The sequence below is a fragment of the Streptomyces sp. ISL-96 genome (genome assembly GCF_018614035.1).
Lineage (GTDB): Bacteria > Actinomycetota > Actinomycetes > Streptomycetales > Streptomycetaceae > Streptomyces.
This window is the reverse complement of record NZ_JAGGPA010000062.1, coordinates 24,963-41,079: the sequence shown is the minus strand read 5'-3', so window position 1 is coordinate 41,079 and position 16,117 is coordinate 24,963. Positions and strand designations below refer to the sequence as shown.

The window sequence follows — 16,117 nt, the reverse complement described above, 5'->3', positions numbered from 1 at the left end:
ACACGAGTTCGGCCGAGACCGGTTCGTCGACTTCGTCATCCGCCACCAGGCCGACGGCCTGGCCGCCCCCGAAACGGTGCGCAGACTCGTCCGCGCCGTGCTGGCGCATCACGACGGACGGCTCACCGACGACGCCACCGTCCTGCTGTGCGAATGGCACGGCGACACACAAACCGCCTCATCCGCCGTGCGACTCGTTGTCCCGGGAACTGCAGAGGCCTAATGCTCCGCCGTAGATCGTGATCTTGCTGCCTCAGTTGGACTGTCCGTGTAAAAGCGGCCCTGGTCGCACAGGGCGTCGATCTCGGCGTTGTCTTCCTCGCTCAGTTGCACATCCAGCGCGACGCTGATGACGCTTCGGGCGCGGGCCAGTCGCCGAGCGACATCCCAGTCGGCGATGAATGTGCCGACTGTGTACTCGTCGGCGGTTCCGGATGCCTGGCGGGATCCGAGTCGGTCGAGGGAAACCACGAACTCGTTCAGGTCCTGCAGGACTGCGACGACCTCGTTGAGGGGCATGCGGATCTCTTGGGAGGACATGTCCATCGGCCGATTCAACTCCAGAACTGGTGCTCAGGCCCAGATCCTGGTCTTGCTGGTCGGGCTGGTCCGGGAACGGGATGCGGCAAGACAGACGATCAGGCAGTGGACGCGGGGCACAGCATAGATCTTGCCCGCTGGCAGGACATGTTCGAGGTGTTGATGAGCCGCATCGCGGGGCCCGGATGCGGACCATGGGTGTTTGCGGCGAGCACCGGCCCGGCGGCGTGTTCCGCGCCGGCCGGGTGTGCCCGTAGCCCGTCCGGATGCATCCGGATGCGTCCCGGGCGTTCCGGGGGGACGCTGGTTCCATGTCCGGACACCTGCCTGTGATCGTTCATCCGCCGCTCGGTCAGGGTGGCCGTCGCGTGACCGTGCGTGGTGAGGACCTCGGCCTCGCGTCGGGCCTTCCCGACCTGGTCGAGTTCCTGAGCCGTGCCGGGCTGGACATGGAGGACACCGAAGTCGTGGTGTCCCCATTGATCGATTGGCGGGGCGGCGGCCCGGAGTACTGGGGTCCGGAGACGCGGCTGTGACTCAACGCGGCGTGTCGAGCCTCTGGGCGCGTGCGCTGTCGCAGACGCGGGGGCAGGTCAGGCACGCGCTGTCCGGACGGATCGTGTAGTAGAGGCAGCAGCCGAGCCGGGTGCGGGTCGTGTGCGGCAGGCCGGCGCTGTCGCGCAGCCGGCGGAAGTCGGCGCCGCCGGGGAACGGCGCGATCGGGCCGGGGAGCAGTTCGGTGGCGGCGCGGACCGACCGGTCCTCCTCGCCGAGCGTACGGCCGAGATACCAGATCCCGGAGATCAGATCGTCGCCGGTCATACCCCACAACACCCGTGGTCCGCGCCGGAGTTGGGGTGCCAGCCCGGTCAGCAGGGGGCGTACGTGCTCCACCACGATGCTCCGCAGCTCGCCGCGCAGTGTCTCCTCGTCGGGTACGACGCGAACGCCGGGGGACGCTGCCGCGGGATCGTCGGGCAGGCATGTGAAGGGGCCGGGAACGACGGCGAGGTCTCCGCTGCGGCGCTCGATGTGTACGTTCTGCGGCCGTAGATGAGGCACTCGCCGCTCCAGGTACCAGGGGCCGCTCATCAGCAGGCAGACCGACCACAGGTAGTGGTGCAGCGCCCTGGAGGCGGCGACGTCAGGCCGGGCGGCGTGGCCGTGTGCGGCTTGGATGCGCAGGGATTCCGCACCGACGAATTCGTCGAGCTGTCCGGGAACGGCCACCAGGTGCTCGCCGTCGGTCCATCCGTCGGCCGGATGTGGCCACCGTGCGACTTCCACGTTCAGCGACTCGCAGATGCGGGCGAGGCGTTGATACGTCTCAGCCAGAGGTACGGCCCAACTCGCTTCGGGGGCAGGTGCGGTGGGTGCCTGGGCAGGCATCATCAACTCCCCTCCAACATCACTAGACTAAGGTGAGGCTCACCTTAGTCCCATGTGGGCGCTGCGGTGATGCAGGGGATGGATCACATGGCGAGAAGAACACGCAGCGAGTTGACAGACTTAGGCACACCTAACCTAACCTGTCGCCTCGTGTCCAAGATCGAGCCGGGGGCCCCGACGGGTGCTCCGTCCCTCACGACTGCCCGGCGGATTCCGCTCCTTTCTGCCGCCGTTGTAGGCGCGTGCGCGCTGGCGCTGTGCGCGGCGCTGAGCCCTGCCATGGGTTCGCGGCCCGTGCCGATGTCCACTGTCGCCATCTTCACCGAGGCCACCGGCGTGGAACTCCCCAAGAAGTAACCAGTGGCGGGGCGGGCCGCAGGCCGGTCCGCTCCCGGCCGGCGCCACCGTTTCGCCCCGTCCCCACGGCCCGGAAGGGGCTACCCACATGCGGATGTACCTGCTCGCACTCAACCCGACCGACTCCGTGTCCGAGGGCTTCCTCCCCGCCGCCCGCCGGCTCGGCATCGACATCACGCTCCTCACCGACCAGCCCGAACCACACCGGCGCCGCGCTGCGGACATCGAGATACTGGAGTGCGACGTACGCGACTACCGCGCCGTCATCACCCGGATCGCCACCCACCACCCGGCCGACGCGGTCTTCACCAACAGCGACCACCTCCAGACCCAGGCCGCGCTGGCCGCCGCGTACTTCGGTCTCCCCGCCAAGGACTGGCGGGCGACCCTGCGCACCAAGGACAAGGCCGAGATGCGCAGGCACCTCGCCGCCGCCGGAGCCGACGCCGTGTGGTCGGCCGAACTCGCGGCGGGGCAGGACCCTGTTGAGCTGCTGGCCCGCCCCGTTCCGTACCCCTGTGTGGTCAAACCGCGCGAAGGTGTGGCGAGCGAGGACGTCGTGCTGGTCGGCACGGACGACGAACTGGTGCTGCGCTGCAAGGAGATCCAGGCACGGCGGCCGGAAGCGGCCCTCGTCGTCGAGGAGTATCTGGTCGGCGAGCTGTACACGCTGGAGACCCTCGGCGACGGCCGGCTGCGGCATGTGCTGGGCGGCTTCCACACCGAGCTCTCCCCGCCGCCGTACTTCATCGAGACGCGTCTGACGTACGTTCCCGAGCACCCCGAGCCCATCGTCGCGCAGGTGCTCAGCCGGCTCGACGCGCTGGGGGTGGGATTCGGCGCCTGCCACACCGAGTTCGTGGTGCACGAGGGCCGCGCGCGGATCATCGAGGTGAACTACCGGGCGATCGGTGACCAGTGCGACCTGCTGCTGCAAGAGCTGCTCGGTATCCCGCTGTTCGAGCACATCCTGCGTACGCACCTGGGCGAGCCGCTCCCCGCCGACCTCGGGGCACGCTCCGACGGGCGGGCCCGCCTGGACTACCCGTGCGCCGAGAGGGCGGGGACACTCACCGCCGCCCCGGCAGCCGCCGACCTGACCGTGGACGGCGTACGGCTGGCCTACCGCCCGCTGCGCGAGATCGGCGAGCGGCACGAAATCCACCACACCAACCGCGACTTCGTCGGCGTGCTGCGTGGCATCGGGACCGACCAGGAGGCCGTCGACCGGGCGGTGACCGGCTTCCTCGCCGAGCAGCGATGGGAGTTCACGCCGTGACCGCCGCCAAGACCGCCGCCACGAAGCCCGACGCCGCCGAGGCCGGGCTGCTGCTGCGGGTCCTCAGCGCGCTGCTGCGCGAAGATGTCACCGGCTTGCGGACGCGCAGCACCCCCGTACAGCTGCCCGACGGACGCTGGCTGCGGCTTGACCTCGGTGACGGGGACGCGCTGCTGCTCCCGGTCTCCGATGACGGCTTCCAGTGCGCCGACGCCGCCCGTCTGCCGTTGCTGCGCCGGGAGTCCGACGGGGCAGAACTGACCACCCTCGCCGAGGTCGTCACGGCGCTGCGCGCGCTGGCCGACCCCGCCGACCGGGGCGGATTCGACGACTTCGCCGAGGAATGCCGGCAGACCCTCGACACCGTCCGTCTGCACACCGAGGTCCGCCAAGAGGTCACCGAAGCCCTCACCGCCCGGTACGGCGCCACCCCCGCCGACTGGACCGGCCTGGCCGGCGGCCTCGCCCACGACACCCTCGCCGCTCATCTCGACCACCCCGTCTACCCGACCGCACGCGGCCGGTCCGGCCTCGGCCGGGACCAACTCCGCGCGTACGCACCGGAGTTCCACCCTCGCTTCGCGCTGCGCTGGATCGCCGTACCGCAAGACGCCGTCACCCTGCCGGGCGGCCCCTCGTCCCTGCCCGACTGCTGGCCCACCCCCGCGATCCTGGGCCTGCCCGAGCTCCACCGCACCCATTTCGCGCTGCCGGTCCACCCGCTGACGATCGGCGCGCCACTGCGCGAAGCCCTGCGCGAGAGCGGGCTCACGGACCGTACGGTCCTGGCCGACCGGCCGTCCCTCGAAGCCGTACCGACCCTGTCGATGCGTACGGTCGCACTTGCGGCGGACCCCGGACTGCACCTCAAGGTGCCGCTCGCCACCGCGTCCCTGGGGCTGCGCAACCGCCGCACCATCAAGCCCGGCACGCTCGTCGACGGCGCGGCGGTGCAGCGGCTGCTGGAGTGCGTGATCGCCCGCGAGGAGCGGTTCGCGGATACGGTCCTGCATGCCGACGAGGCGACGTACGCCCATGCCGGACATGAGCTCCTCGCCGTACTCTGCCGCCGTTACCCGGCGGGGCTGGAGTCGTCGGCCGTCGTCCCCATGGCGGCTCTGCTGAGCGAGGCACCCGACGGCCGGCTCGTGATCGACCACCTCGCGGACCGGTTCTACGGCGGTGACACCGTCGCCCTGATCGACGCCTGCCTCACTCTCCTCTTCGACTGGCAGACCACACTCTTCGGGTACGGCGTCGCGCTGGAGTCCCATCAGCAGAACATCTCCCTTGTGCTGGACTCCGAGGGCGGCGGCCCCACCCGGCTGCGGCTTCTGCTGAAGGACAACGACGGGCCGCGCCTCCACACCGCCCGGCTGCGCGAGAGCCTCGGCGCCGATGCCCCCGCGCCGTCCGACTTCGCCGACCCGCGGACCTTCACGGACGACGACCGGCAGCTCACCGACCTGTTCACCACCATCACGGTCCACCTCTGCGCGGGCGCGTACGCCTTCGGGCTCGCCCGGCACGGCCGAGCGCCTCTCGACACGCTGCTGAGGCTCGTACGCGACCGGCTCGCCGAGGCAGTCGAACGGCTCGGTACGGCGCCCGGTGAGCCCGGAGCGGTGCTGCGCGCCCACGTGCTGGACGCGCCGAGCCTGCCGGTCAAGGCGATGGTCACCGCGGGCACCCTGCTCAGCAAGGAGCGCTCGGGCGCCGCCGACATCAACAAGCACTACACCGACGGCCCCAACTACCTTCTGCGGACGGGGGCCGCACGATGAGCGCGCCGGTGCGGGGTGCCTGCGGAGCCCCGCCGCCCACGAAATGGCCGGTACGATCGAGGCCTTCGCGGGCGCACCGCTGCTGCTCGGCGTCGCCGGTCTCACCCTCGGTCTGGTCTGCCTGTCGCTGCCTGGTCTGCCTGCCGCAGCCGGCCGCGGGCTGCACCGAGGGCCGGGCGCCCGGCGGGATGTTCGGCTCGCCGGAGACGTCCTCCAGGGCCGGGGCCGCCGCCACCGTGACCGCGGCCTTGCTGGTCGCCCCTCCCGCTCTGTTCCGCCGTTCGTTCCGTCCTCGCAGGAGCCGTTGATGACACTGCCGACCGGCGCCGCCCCCCGTCACACGTCCGCCCCGCGCGGTCTGCCCACCGCCGACGAGGCCGTGGCGCACACCCTCCTGAACTGTCTGCTGCGCGAGGTCTCGGGACCCGAGCACCAGACCGCCGTCGCCGACGACCGCCTGCTGCTGCGGCTGCCTCGATGCGGCGTACTCCTGCGCGTCGCGCTGCGCCGCACCTCGCTGCTGGGCGCGCACCGCTTCACCGGCCCGGTGACCGAGCAGCGTGACGGCGACACGTGGGCGGAGGTCGGCTGGCGGCGGCTCGCCGACTACGCCCAAGCCGAACTCTCGCTCCGTACGGGCGTACGCAACGAGGAGTTCCTGGAGCAGATCACCTCAAGCCACCGGAACATACGAGCCGCGCTCGCGGCCGGTCCCCGCCCGGCGGCCGCCGACCGCCACCTCTCGTACGTCGCGTCGGAGCAGTCCCTGGTCTTCGGCCACCGCTTCCATCCGACCCCCAAGGCCCGCACCGGGGACGCGGACTCCTGGGCGTCGTACGCCCCCGAGGCGGCGGCGTCCTTCCCGCTGCGCCATCTCGCCGTACGTGAGGGGCTGATCGCCGAGGAGAGCGCCGAGCCTGGCGCGGCCCACCCCCTGGATCGGCTCGACCGGCTGAACCATGACGACGGCCCTGTCGTGCCTACCGGTTACCGGCTGCTGCCCGCGCACCCCTGGCAGTACGAGCTGCTGCGCGAGCACCCCGCGCTCCGCGAGGCGCTGACGCGCGGCGACGTCATCGACCTCGGCGAGGGCGGCACGCCGTTCGCCGCCACCGCTTCCGTGCGCACGCTGTACGACGGCGAGACGTTCCTGAAGTTCAGCCTGAACATTCGCATCACCAACTGCGTGCGAAAGAACGCCAGTTACGAGCTGGCGGGCGCCGTCGCCCTGACCCGCCTGCTGCGCCCGGCCCTGACGGATCTGGCGGTGCGGTTCCCCGGCAGCGCCGTGCTCCGCGAGCCCGCCTACCGCGGTCTCGCCCTCCCCGGCCCCGACGGCGTACCGGATCTCGCCCTGCTCGAAGGCTTCGGAGTAATCGTCCGCGAGGGCCTGTCCCGGCGCCAGCTGCCCGGCACGACAGCGCTGCTCGCCGCAGCCGTCGCCGACGAGTACCCGACGGGGCCCGGGCACATTTCCCACCTCATCGACGGGGCGGGCCCACAGGTCGCGCTGGACTGGTGGGAGGCGTATCTGGAACTGCTCCTTCCGCCCGTCCTCGCCGCCTACTTCGACCACGGCCTGGTGCTGGAGCCGCACCTCCAGAACGTCGTCGTCTGCGTCGACGACGACGGCATGCCCGCCCAGGTGCTCCTGCGCGACCTGGAGGGCGCGAAACTCCTTCCCGAGCACCACGCGGACGCGCTGGCGGCGCTCCCGCCGGAGGTCGCCGGTCCCATGACGTACGACGCGGAGCGCGGCTGGGACCGCGTGGTCTACTGCCTGCTGGTCAACCACGTCGCCGAGATGCTCGCCGCCCTGGCCGACCTGCACCCCGAAACCGAACCCGCCCTGTGGGCCAAGGTCCGCGCCACACTCCAGAACTACGCCGGCCGCTTCGGCTGCCCGCCACGACTCGCCGCCCTGCTCGCAGGGGTTCCGCTGCCCGCCAAGGCCAACCTGCTCACCCGCTGGGAGCGCAAGGCCGACCGCGAGGCCGGCTACGTACGGCTCCCTTCGCCGCTCGCCGAGGACGTCCTTTCCGGGGCGACCGGCACCGACACCCCCTGGAACGCCCGATGACCGACCCCACTGCTGCGGTGCGCGACCGTGCTCTTTCCCTCCCCGCGGCCGAACTTCCCGCCTACATCTACGACTTGACGGCGCTGCGCGATCACGCCGAGGCGGTACGGGCGGCCCTGCCCGGACGCGTCGAGCTCTACTACGCCGCCAAGGCCAACCCGGACCCGGAGATCCTGGCCGCGCTCGCCCCGTACGTGGACGGGTACGAGGTCTCCTCCGGAGGCGAACTCACCCACGTCCACCAGGCCGTTCCCGACCACCCGCTCGCCTTTGGCGGCCCCGGCAAGACCCCTGCGGAGATCGCGACCGCGCTGGAGCTGGGCGTACGCCGCTTCCACGTGGAGAGCGTCTACGAGCTGCGGATGCTGGCCGAACTGGCCGCACGCACGGTCCCGGACGCGCGGGTGGCGGTGCTGCTGCGCTTCAATCTGCCGCTGCCGGAGGGCTCGCTGGAGAACAGCTCCCTCGCGATGGGAGGCCGCCCGACGCCGTTCGGCATCGACCCGGCGGAAGCCGACGAGAGCGTGCGACTGCTCACTGGCGAGGCGTACCCGCAGCTGGAGCTGGTCGGCGTACACGCCCACCTCGCCAGCGGCCTGGAGGCGGGGGAGCAGCTGGCGGTGGCCGAGTCGGTGGTGGGCTGGGCGGTCGCTCTGGCCGGCCGGCACGGACTGCGCCTGTCCGAGGTGAACGTCGGCGGCGGCATGACGGTGGACTACACCGAGCCGGAGCGCCGCTTCGACTGGGCGGCGTACGGCAAGGGGCTCGCCGAACTGGCCGACGCTCACCCGCACCTGACGATCCGTATCGAGCCGGGGCGCGCGCTCACCGCGTACTGCGGCTGGTACGCCACCGAGGTGCTGGACGTGAAGCACAGCCGGGGGGAGGAGTTCGCGGTCGTCCGCGGCGGTACGCACCATCTGCGCACCCCGGCGACGAAGGGGCACGACCAGCCGTGCCGCGTACTGCCGGTGGACGACTGGCCCCATCCCTGGCCGCGCTCACGGGCCGGTCAGGACCGGGTCACTCTCACCGGCCAGCTGTGTACGCCGAAGGACGTCCTGGCACGGCGGGTCCCGGCGGCGGGGCTGCGGGCGGGCGACCGGGTGGCCTTCTCGCTCGCCGGCGCGTACGCGTGGAACATCTCGCACCACGACTTCCTGATGCACCCCCGGCCGGGCTTCCACTACCTGGAGGGGAGCCGGGGCTGACGCCGGCAGCGATCGGTATCGTGAGCGCATGAGAGTTCAGGGCGGTGAACGCCGCGACCTCGCCGCCGTGCTTCAGCCGCTCGTGCGCTCACTCATCGCTGCCGAGCTGCCCGTACTGGCCGCGCACGACCTCTCCATGTGGGGCTACGTCGTACTCAGCGCCCTCGACGACGGCCCGGTGCGTACGCAGGCCGCGCTCGCGGAGGCGATCGGCACCGACAAGACGCGGATCATCGCCACCTTGGACCAGCTCCAGGAATCCGGCCTGATCTCCCGTACGCCCGACCCCGCCGATCGCCGCGCCCGGCTGCTCTCGATCACCGAGGACGGCCGCAAGGTACGCAGGTCCGCGCGAGTCGGCATTCAGGCGAACGAGGACCGCTTGCTCGCCATGCTGCCGCCCGCGGACCGGCGGGGTTTTCTCCGCGCGGTGCGGGCGCTGTCGGCGCTGACGCGCGAAGAAATCGTGGGCTGACGCACCCGTCTCCGAGAGGTCGATCAGGGTTGAGCACCCTAGGCTGGGCACTCGGGGGCCGTCGATCGTTTCTGTCGAGGCGTTGGAGGACCCATGGCAGTACGGCATCAGCTGATCCGCAGTGCGCCCGAGGCGGTGTGGGAGGTTCTGGCGGACGGGTCGCGGTACAGCGACTGGGTCGTCGGCACCGCTGACTCGCAGCCCGGCAAAGGCCATTGGCCGGAGGTCGGCGCGACCATCGACTACACGGTGCGGCTCGGGCCCTGGACGCTGACGGGCGAGACGATCGTCCGCCGGTGCGAACCGCCGCGCGAGCTCGAACTGGAGGTCGACAGCGGCCCGCTCGGCACGGCCAGGATCGCCATCGAAGTCCGCCCCTGGGGGGACCACGCGCTGGTCATCCTCGACGAGCATCCCCTGCGCGGAGTCGGCGGCGCGCTGCACAACGTGGCTCTCGACGCCGTACTGCAACTGCGCCACCGCGCCATGCTCGGCAGGCTCGCCAAAGTCGTCGAGCGCGGTTCGCGGCACGCCGCCGCCGGCGCGCAGCCCTGAACGAACCCGTGCGGCCAGGGCGGCCGGCGTGACGAGGGTGAACAGGAGGCAGCGATGCCGGACGCCGTGGTGATCGGCGCGGGTCCCAACGGGCTCGTCGCCGCGAACGTACTGGCCGACGCCGGCTGGAGCGTGGAAGTCCTCGAAGCCCAGCCCGAGCCCGGCGGCGCCGTTCGCAGTGACCGCGGCGTACACCCCGACTACATCAGCGATCTCTGCAGCGCCTTCTATCCACTGGCCGCCGCCTCCCCGGTGCTGGCCCGCCTGCGCCTCCACGAACACGGGCTGCGCTGGAGCCACGCCCCCAGCGTGCTGGCGCACCCCCTGTCCGACGGCCGGTGCGCGGTCCTGGAACGACGCGCCGCCGACACGGCCGCCGGCCTGGACCACTTCGCCGCCGGCGACGGCGCGGCATGGCACGCTCTGTGCCGGACCTGGGACCGGCTCGGTCAGGACATCCTCGGCTGTCTCTTCACCCCCTTCCCGCCCGTACGTTCCGCCGCCCGGCTCGCGGCCCGGCTGCGCGGCGCGGGCGGACTGCGTCTTGCCCGGACGATGCTGCTGCCGGTACGCCGCCTGGGCGAGGAGGAGTTCCGCGGCGAGGGCGGCAGGCTGCTGCTCGCCGGCAACGCCCTGCACGCGGACCTCGCCCCGGAAGCGGCGGGCAGCGGCGGCTTCGGCTGGCTCCTGTCCATGCTCGGCCAGAGGTACGGCTTTCCCGTGCCGGCCGGCGGCGCGGGCGCGCTCACCGCGGCGCTCGTACGGCGGCTGGAACGGCGCGGGGGCGCTGTGCGGTGCGGCAAACGCGTCGTCGAGATCGTCGTGCGGGCGGGGCGGGCGGTGGCCGTGCGCACCGACGGCGGCGAGACCGTGCCGGCCGGCCGGGCCGTGCTGGCGGACGTGGCCGTGCCGGACCTCTACGGCGGACTGGTCGACGTACGGCATCTGCCCGGCCGCTTCCTGAAGGACCTGCGCGGCTTCCAGTGGGACTTCGCCACGTTCAAGGTCGACTGGGCTCTGGACGGCCGGGTTCCGTGGACCGCCGCGGAAGCCTCGACGGCGGGCACGGTTCACCTGGCGGACGGGGTCGACGACCTGACACGCTTCGCCGCACAGGTCGCGATGGGCCGGGTTCCCGACCGGCCCTTCGCCCTGTTCGGCCAGATGACCACCGCCGACCCCTCCCGCTCACCGGCGGGCACCGAATCGGCCTGGGCTTACACCCACGTCCCGCACGGGATCAAGGGCGACGCCGGCGACGACGGCCTGACGGGCGCCTGGGACAAGCGCGAGCAGGAAGTCATGGCTGACCGCGTGGAGGCCCAGGTCGAGCGGTACGCGCCAGGCTTCCGCTCCCGGATCGTGGCCCGCCGTATCCTCGCCCCTGCGACACTCCAATCGATGGACGCGAACCTCCACGGGGGCGCGATCAACGGCGGCACAACCGCCGTCCACCAGCAGCTCGTCTTCCGCCCGGTCCCCGGCACAGGCCGTCCGGAAACGCCCGTCAAGGGGCTCTACCTCGCCTCGGCCGGTGCGCATCCGGGCGGCGGCGTCCACGGCGCTCCGGGAGCGAACGCGGCCCGGGCGGCGCTGCGCAGCCGCCCCCTGGGCGGCGTACTCAGCCGTACGCAACGGGCTCTCAGCCGCCGCGACCGGAGCGGCCAACGCGTGGACTGAGACCACCCTTCATCTCAGGCCGGCGGCCTCGGCGTCGGCCTCTCCACCCGCCCCGAGCAGGCCGGTCGCCGAGAGGTCGGCGCGGCCCGCGAGCCGGCCGAACTCCCGCCGGGCGCGGTGGGCGACGACTGCCGGCAGACAGGCGCGCGCAGCCTGCGCGGCGCGCAACCACGGCTGGGCGTAGATGGCGGGAGCACGTCGCTCGATACTCCGGACGAGGCGGTCGACCACTGGCTGCGCAGAGTAGGTCCGACAGGCGGGCCCGGGCATGCGGGCGCGCAGCGCACGCAAGGAGTCGTGGTGCTGGGCGCCCCGGACCATGTCCGTGTCGGTCCAGCTGAGGTACGCGACCCCCACGGCCACGCCGCGGTGCGCCAACTCGGCACGTACACAATGGGCGAAGGCCTCCACACCCGATTTGGAGGCGCAGTACGCCGACATGAGCGGAGCCGGGGCGATGGCGGCGAGCGAGGCGACCTGGAGGTAGTAGCCGCGCGTCACCAGAAGGCCGGGCAGGAAGGCCCGGGCGGTGACCGCGCTGCCGATCAGGTTGACTTCCACGACGCGTCGCCAGGTCGCCGGGTCGTCGTCGAGGAACAGGCCGCCCGAGGACACACCGGCATTGGCCACCAGCACGGACGGCGGCCCGAAGCGCTGCTCCACCTCGGCGGCGGTACGCGTCATCGCGGCCTCGTCGGTGACGTCGACCGGCCAGTGAGCGGCTCTGCCGGGGAGCGCTGCCGCCACCCTGGCGAGCTCGGATTCCTCGTGACCGAGCAGGGCCACGTCGGCTCCGCGCCGCACAAGAGCGCGCGCCATGCCTTCCCCGAGGCCCCTGGCGGCGCCGGTGACCACCGCGGTGCGCCCCAGCAGGGGAAGAGTGTGTGCCATCGTCGCCCTCCGTCGTCCAGAGGTCTTGAAGCGTAGGCCCGCCTGACGTCCGCGGACGGCAAGCGGGCGCCCACTCGTCGTGTCAGGCGGTGTTGGTGTGGGTGGTGTTGGCGCGGAGCCGTTCGAAGGCGTTGTGCAGGGCCGTACGCAGGGGTCCGCTGGGCGGCGGGCCGTCGACGCTGTCCACGAGGCGCTGGGCGATCTCGCGGAGTTCGATGTTGGTGTGCCGTGAGACGTCCACCAGGACCTGGAACGCCTCCTCGTGGGTGCAGCCTCCCAGGGTCATGACAATGCTGCGGGCGAGGCCGATCACCGGGCGGGTTTCGAGGAGGTGCCAGACCTGGTTGAGTTCCTGCTTCAGCGCCCGTTCCGCGGCTGCCGGCGCCGGGGGACCGACTACTTCCAGGGTGGCCTGGGCGGCGTGGTACTGCGCCGCGTCCGACGCCTGCCAGGACTGGTCGTCGTGTTCCCGGTGCGCGGGAGCCTCGCTGTCCGCGGTGATGGTGAGGTTGTCGTTCGTCGTCATGACTCCGGCTCCTTTTGACCAGTCTGCCGGCCGTCCCGGGCTCAAGCGGGGACGGCCGGCGGCCCGCCGTACGGACGTGCTCCTTGGTTGATTCCCTGTTTCTGCCGGTTTGAGGCTGCGGGTCTTTTTCGTCACCGAGCCGGGGGGCCCGGACGGCACTAAGGCCCTGGCCGGCGAGCCGCCCGCTCCTGGCGTCATGGGGCCGGTGGGCGCAGCGGTCAGTGACGTCGTACGACACCGGCCGCTGCGGTGAGGAGAAGGGCGCCCGCGCGTGGCCCCACGGCAGGGTGCGGTGGTGGAGGACGAAGTCCTGGTCACCGTCCGCGAGTCGGGACAACCGCAAGGCCGCGCAAGGCCGCGGCAACGGCGTACAGCCGCTCGATCACCCGCTTCATCACGGAGCTGTTGTCGCCCAGCCGGATCGGCCCGCACAGCACGAGAACGTCGGCCGCCATGATCCGCTCGTGTAGCGGTACGTCGTCGTGACCATCGGCGGGTCTCCTCGTGGGTCGTTCGCTCGCTCAACCCTGGCGCACTGAGTCCCGGATGCCGTGTACCGGCCCGGCCGCCTGTGTGCGCGGCGGCGTGCTTCGCGGCGGCCGGGCGAGGAGCGTCAGCGCCGCCGCGGCCGCCGTGATCAGGAACGCGGCGCGCAGGCCGTACTCGTCGCTGAAGAGCCCCAGCGCGGCCGGGCCCGCGACCGTACCCAGTCCGAGGAACAGGACGGTGACGCTGAACCCGGTCGACGGCCGGTCGGGGAAGGCCCGGTAACTCCACACCGCGAGAACGCCCGAGCCCGCCATGAAGCACGGCCCGTAGAGCACCGCCGACAGCATCACGGCCACCGGCGCCCCCGGCGCCACGCCGAGCAGCGCGACCGCCGTCGCGATGCCCGCGAACAGCGAGCCGTGGACCCGGCGCAGACCGTGCCGCGCGATCGCGCTGCCCGTCAGGGCGCCCGCGGTGCCCGCCAGGCCCATCACTGTCCAGAACAGCGCAGCCGTGGGCGCGTCACGCCCCGCTTCCCTGGAGACCGCCTCCACGGCGAACGCCCAGTACACGGCGCCGACCAGACCGTACGACAGGGCTGTGAGGTAGAGCGGGACGGCCGGGCGGCAAGCGAATGACCGAAGGCCCAGCCCGGCACGCCCCTGACTCGCGTCGGCCCTGGGGTGTGCTCCGGCGGGCAGGACGCGCGCGTTGTACGCGGTCGTCAGCAGGGCCGCCGCCGCGAACACCAGCCAGGCGTACCGCCATTGAGTTCCGCGGGCGACCAGCGCCAGCGGCCCGGCGACGACGACGGCGAAGGCCGTCCCGCTCGCGATCGTCCCCATGACTCGCTCGCGCAGCCCCGCTGGAACCATCCGGTCCACCGCGTCCGAGTACGGCGCCCAGGCCCACCCCGAACTCGTACCGGCCAGGACCAACCCGGCCGTCAGGACCCCCGGCCCGCGCGCGAAGGCCACCAGGGCCATGCCGACGGTCGCCGAAAGCCCGCCGACGACGACCAGCGGACGCGGGCCGAAGCGTGTGACCAGCGCGCCGACCAGCAGCAGCGCCCCCATGTAACCGAGGTACGTCGCGCTGCCGATCAGCCCCACCTGCGCCACCGGAAGGCCGAACTCCCGCCGGAACTCCGGCAGGAAGAGCCCGTAGCCGTAGCGGGCGAACCCGAAGGTGACGCCGATCGCCGTCACCCCGGCGAGACTCACCTGCCACCGGGGCGGCAGCCTCCGTGTCCGTGGCCCGTAGCCCATGTCTGACGCCTTCCGCTCGTGTACGCCGTCGCTCACGCCCCCCAGCCTCCGATGTGCGCAGGGGGCGCACCAGTGACGTAAACGTCAGGGTCCCGTAGATTTACGACATGGCTCGTACTACCCCTTCAGCGTCTCCCATCCGCGTCGTCGTCGTGCTGCTCGCCGAGTCCTCGCTCTTCGAACTGGCCGTGCCGTGCGCGGTGTTCGGCCAGGGCGGCGAAGAAGCCACACCGCCGTGGTACGAGCTCACGCTGTGCGCGACCGCCCCCGGCGTGCAGCGCGCACCGGGCGGTCTGCGGCTGGAGGCCGAGCAGGGCATCGAGGCGCTCGACGCCGCGGACCTCGTCATCGTCCCGGCCTGCCTCATGAACGGTTACGAGCCCCCGGCCGCACTCCTCGACGCCCTGCGCGCCGCTCACGCACGCGGCGCCCGCATCGCTTCCCTGTGCTCCGGCGCCTTCGTGCTGGCCGCGGCCGGTCTCCTGGACGGCCGCGAAGCCGCCACGCACTGGATGTACGCCGACGAACTGCGGCGCCGTCATCCGCGCGTCGACGTCAACGAGCACGCTCTGTACGTCGACGGCGGTGACATCCTCACCAGCGCGGGCACCGCCGCCGCCATCGACCTGTGCCTGCACATCGTCCGCGGCGACTACGGCACTGCTGCCGCCGCCGAGGTCGGCCGGCGCATGGTCGTGGCCCCGCACCGCGAGGGCGACCAGACGCAGTACGCCCGGCCGAAGCCGAAGAGGCCGGCGAGTCCGGCCACACCCACCGGCAAGGGGCTCGCCGCCGTACTGGACTGGGCCGTCGCCCGCCTGGACCGGCCCCTCACCGTCGCCGAACTCGCGGCGCGGGCCGGGCTCGGCCTGCGTACCTTCGAACGGCACTTCGCCCGCGAGGTCGGCGCCACCCCGCTGAAGTGGCTCAATCAGCAGCGTGTCGCTCAGGCCCGCGTACTCCTGGAGACCACCGACCTGCCGGTCGACTCCGTCGCCGAACGCAGTGGTCTGGGTGCGGGCGACGGGCTGCGCCAGCACTTCCGCCGCGCCCTGGGCACCACCCCGGCGGCGTACCGCCGCACCTTCCGCGGCGGCGGCTCCCGGCCGAGCGGCGCGTAATGGGTGGTCCGGAGCCGTCGCGCATGTCGCCTCACGCCGCGTCGTGGAAGACCAACCCCAGGGTGCGCCGGCTGCCCGAACGCACCGTGCTGTCCGGCCAGGGCGCGGGCCTCCCGAGCTTGTCGGCCCAGTCGCGGGCGATCGGCAGCAGTCGCGGGTAGAAGGCGGCGCGCAGCTCGCGCACCAGCTCCGGCAGCGGATCGCCGAAGTAACGGTAGTGCCCGGAGCCGAAGCGGTGGCGGGCCATGTCGACGGTCGAGCGGAACCTTTCCGTATCGTCGTAGAGCGCGGCGAGCTTCCGGCATTCGGCAGGGGTAAGGATCTGCTGGGTGAGGACGCAGCCGTACTCGTTGACCTCGTCGGCCAGGGCCTGCCAGTCAGCCCGGTGACGCCGACCGGGCCGGGGGTTTCGCCCTAGGGCCCTCGGCCGGGGCAACCCTTACAAGAGTCGGGGGCGGGCCCGGTCGTTCGG

At 72.2% G+C, this 16,117-nt stretch carries 15 protein-coding genes and 3 pseudogenes; 11 read left to right on the top strand and 7 right to left on the bottom strand.

Translation table 11 applies throughout. The features are described from left to right. Positions 1 to 223: pseudogene (locus J7E96_RS30925) on the top strand (serine/threonine-protein phosphatase); the annotation flags it as partial. Here the strand turns inward: J7E96_RS30925 and J7E96_RS30920 are convergent. Further along, positions 220 to 546, bottom strand: a complete 327-nt coding sequence (locus J7E96_RS30920) for a hypothetical protein (RefSeq protein ID WP_215136166.1) — start codon at positions 544 to 546, stop codon at positions 220 to 222. The pseudogene J7E96_RS30925 and the gene J7E96_RS30920 overlap by 4 nt on opposite strands. A 305-nt stretch (positions 547 to 851) precedes the next feature. Between J7E96_RS30920 and J7E96_RS30915 the strand changes: the two genes are divergently transcribed. Beyond that, positions 852 to 1,076, top strand: a complete 225-nt coding sequence (locus tag J7E96_RS30915; protein WP_215136164.1) for a hypothetical protein — start codon at positions 852 to 854, stop codon at positions 1,074 to 1,076. 1 nt (position 1,077) lies between these two features. Here J7E96_RS30915 and J7E96_RS30910 read toward each other — a convergent pair whose 3' ends face one another. Then, complete coding sequence (locus J7E96_RS30910; RefSeq protein ID WP_215136162.1) at positions 1,078 to 1,932, bottom strand: (2Fe-2S)-binding protein; 855 nt, start codon at positions 1,930 to 1,932, stop codon at positions 1,078 to 1,080. Between the two features lie 147 nt (positions 1,933 to 2,079). Here J7E96_RS30910 and J7E96_RS30905 point away from each other — a divergent pair, with 147 nt between their 5' ends. The 8 genes from J7E96_RS30905 (at position 2,080) to J7E96_RS30870 (ending at position 11,350) form a co-directional block, all read left to right on the top strand. Then, a complete protein-coding gene (locus J7E96_RS30905) occupies positions 2,080 to 2,286 on the top strand; it encodes a hypothetical protein (protein WP_215136180.1) in 207 nt (68 codons plus the stop codon). A gap of 88 nt (positions 2,287 to 2,374) precedes the next feature. Further along, entirely contained in the window at positions 2,375 to 3,565 is a 1,191-nt protein-coding gene (locus J7E96_RS30900) for an acetyl-CoA carboxylase biotin carboxylase subunit family protein (RefSeq protein ID WP_215136161.1), read from the top strand. Next, complete coding sequence (locus J7E96_RS30895) at positions 3,547 to 5,349, top strand: IucA/IucC family protein (protein ID WP_215136159.1); 1,803 nt, start codon at positions 3,547 to 3,549, stop codon at positions 5,347 to 5,349. Before J7E96_RS30900 ends, J7E96_RS30895 begins: the two co-directional genes overlap by 19 nt. Before the next feature lie 307 nt (positions 5,350 to 5,656). Then, on the top strand, positions 5,657 to 7,429 hold the full coding sequence (locus J7E96_RS30890) for an IucA/IucC family siderophore biosynthesis protein (RefSeq protein ID WP_215136157.1): 1,773 nt from the start codon (positions 5,657 to 5,659) through the stop codon (positions 7,427 to 7,429). Next, complete coding sequence (locus J7E96_RS30885; protein ID WP_215136156.1) at positions 7,426 to 8,640, top strand: type III PLP-dependent enzyme; 1,215 nt, start codon at positions 7,426 to 7,428, stop codon at positions 8,638 to 8,640. The genes J7E96_RS30890 and J7E96_RS30885 overlap by 4 nt, the downstream gene beginning before the upstream one ends. A gap of 28 nt (positions 8,641 to 8,668) precedes the next feature. Beyond that, positions 8,669 to 9,115, top strand: coding sequence for a MarR family winged helix-turn-helix transcriptional regulator (locus tag J7E96_RS30880; protein WP_215136154.1), 447 nt, complete (start codon positions 8,669 to 8,671; stop codon positions 9,113 to 9,115). A gap of 93 nt (positions 9,116 to 9,208) precedes the next feature. Then, complete coding sequence (locus J7E96_RS30875; RefSeq protein ID WP_215136152.1) at positions 9,209 to 9,670, top strand: SRPBCC family protein; 462 nt, start codon at positions 9,209 to 9,211, stop codon at positions 9,668 to 9,670. Between the two features lie 54 nt (positions 9,671 to 9,724). Next, positions 9,725 to 11,350, top strand: a complete 1,626-nt coding sequence (locus J7E96_RS30870) for an NAD(P)/FAD-dependent oxidoreductase (RefSeq protein ID WP_215136150.1) — start codon at positions 9,725 to 9,727, stop codon at positions 11,348 to 11,350. A gap of 9 nt (positions 11,351 to 11,359) precedes the next feature. Here J7E96_RS30870 and J7E96_RS30865 read toward each other — a convergent pair whose 3' ends face one another. The 4 genes and pseudogenes from J7E96_RS30865 to J7E96_RS30850 form a co-directional block, all read right to left on the bottom strand. After that, positions 11,360 to 12,241 carry an SDR family oxidoreductase gene (locus J7E96_RS30865; RefSeq protein ID WP_215136148.1) on the bottom strand — a complete coding sequence of 294 codons (882 nt, stop codon included), beginning with the start codon at positions 12,239 to 12,241 and terminating at the stop codon, positions 11,360 to 11,362. 82 nt (positions 12,242 to 12,323) lie between these two features. Beyond that, a complete protein-coding gene (locus J7E96_RS30860; RefSeq protein ID WP_215136146.1) occupies positions 12,324 to 12,767 on the bottom strand; it encodes an ANTAR domain-containing protein in 444 nt (147 codons plus the stop codon). A gap of 350 nt (positions 12,768 to 13,117) precedes the next feature. Next, positions 13,118 to 13,237 (bottom strand): annotated as a pseudogene (locus J7E96_RS30855) (flavodoxin family protein); the annotation flags it as partial. A 51-nt stretch (positions 13,238 to 13,288) separates the two neighbouring features. Then, positions 13,289 to 14,560 carry an MFS transporter gene (locus J7E96_RS30850; protein ID WP_308296219.1) on the bottom strand — a complete coding sequence of 424 codons (1,272 nt, stop codon included), beginning with the start codon at positions 14,558 to 14,560 and terminating at the stop codon, positions 13,289 to 13,291. Positions 14,561 to 14,631: 71 nt separating this feature from the next. Between J7E96_RS30850 and J7E96_RS30845 the strand changes: the two genes are divergently transcribed. Then, on the top strand, positions 14,632 to 15,645 hold the full coding sequence (locus tag J7E96_RS30845) for a GlxA family transcriptional regulator (protein ID WP_215136144.1): 1,014 nt from the start codon (positions 14,632 to 14,634) through the stop codon (positions 15,643 to 15,645). Positions 15,646 to 15,733: 88 nt separating this feature from the next. On the opposite strand, the pseudogene J7E96_RS30840 reads toward J7E96_RS30845, so the two are convergent. Further along, positions 15,734 to 16,081 (bottom strand): annotated as a pseudogene (locus tag J7E96_RS30840) (2OG-Fe(II) oxygenase); the annotation flags it as partial. Positions 16,082 to 16,117 lie beyond the last annotated feature (36 nt).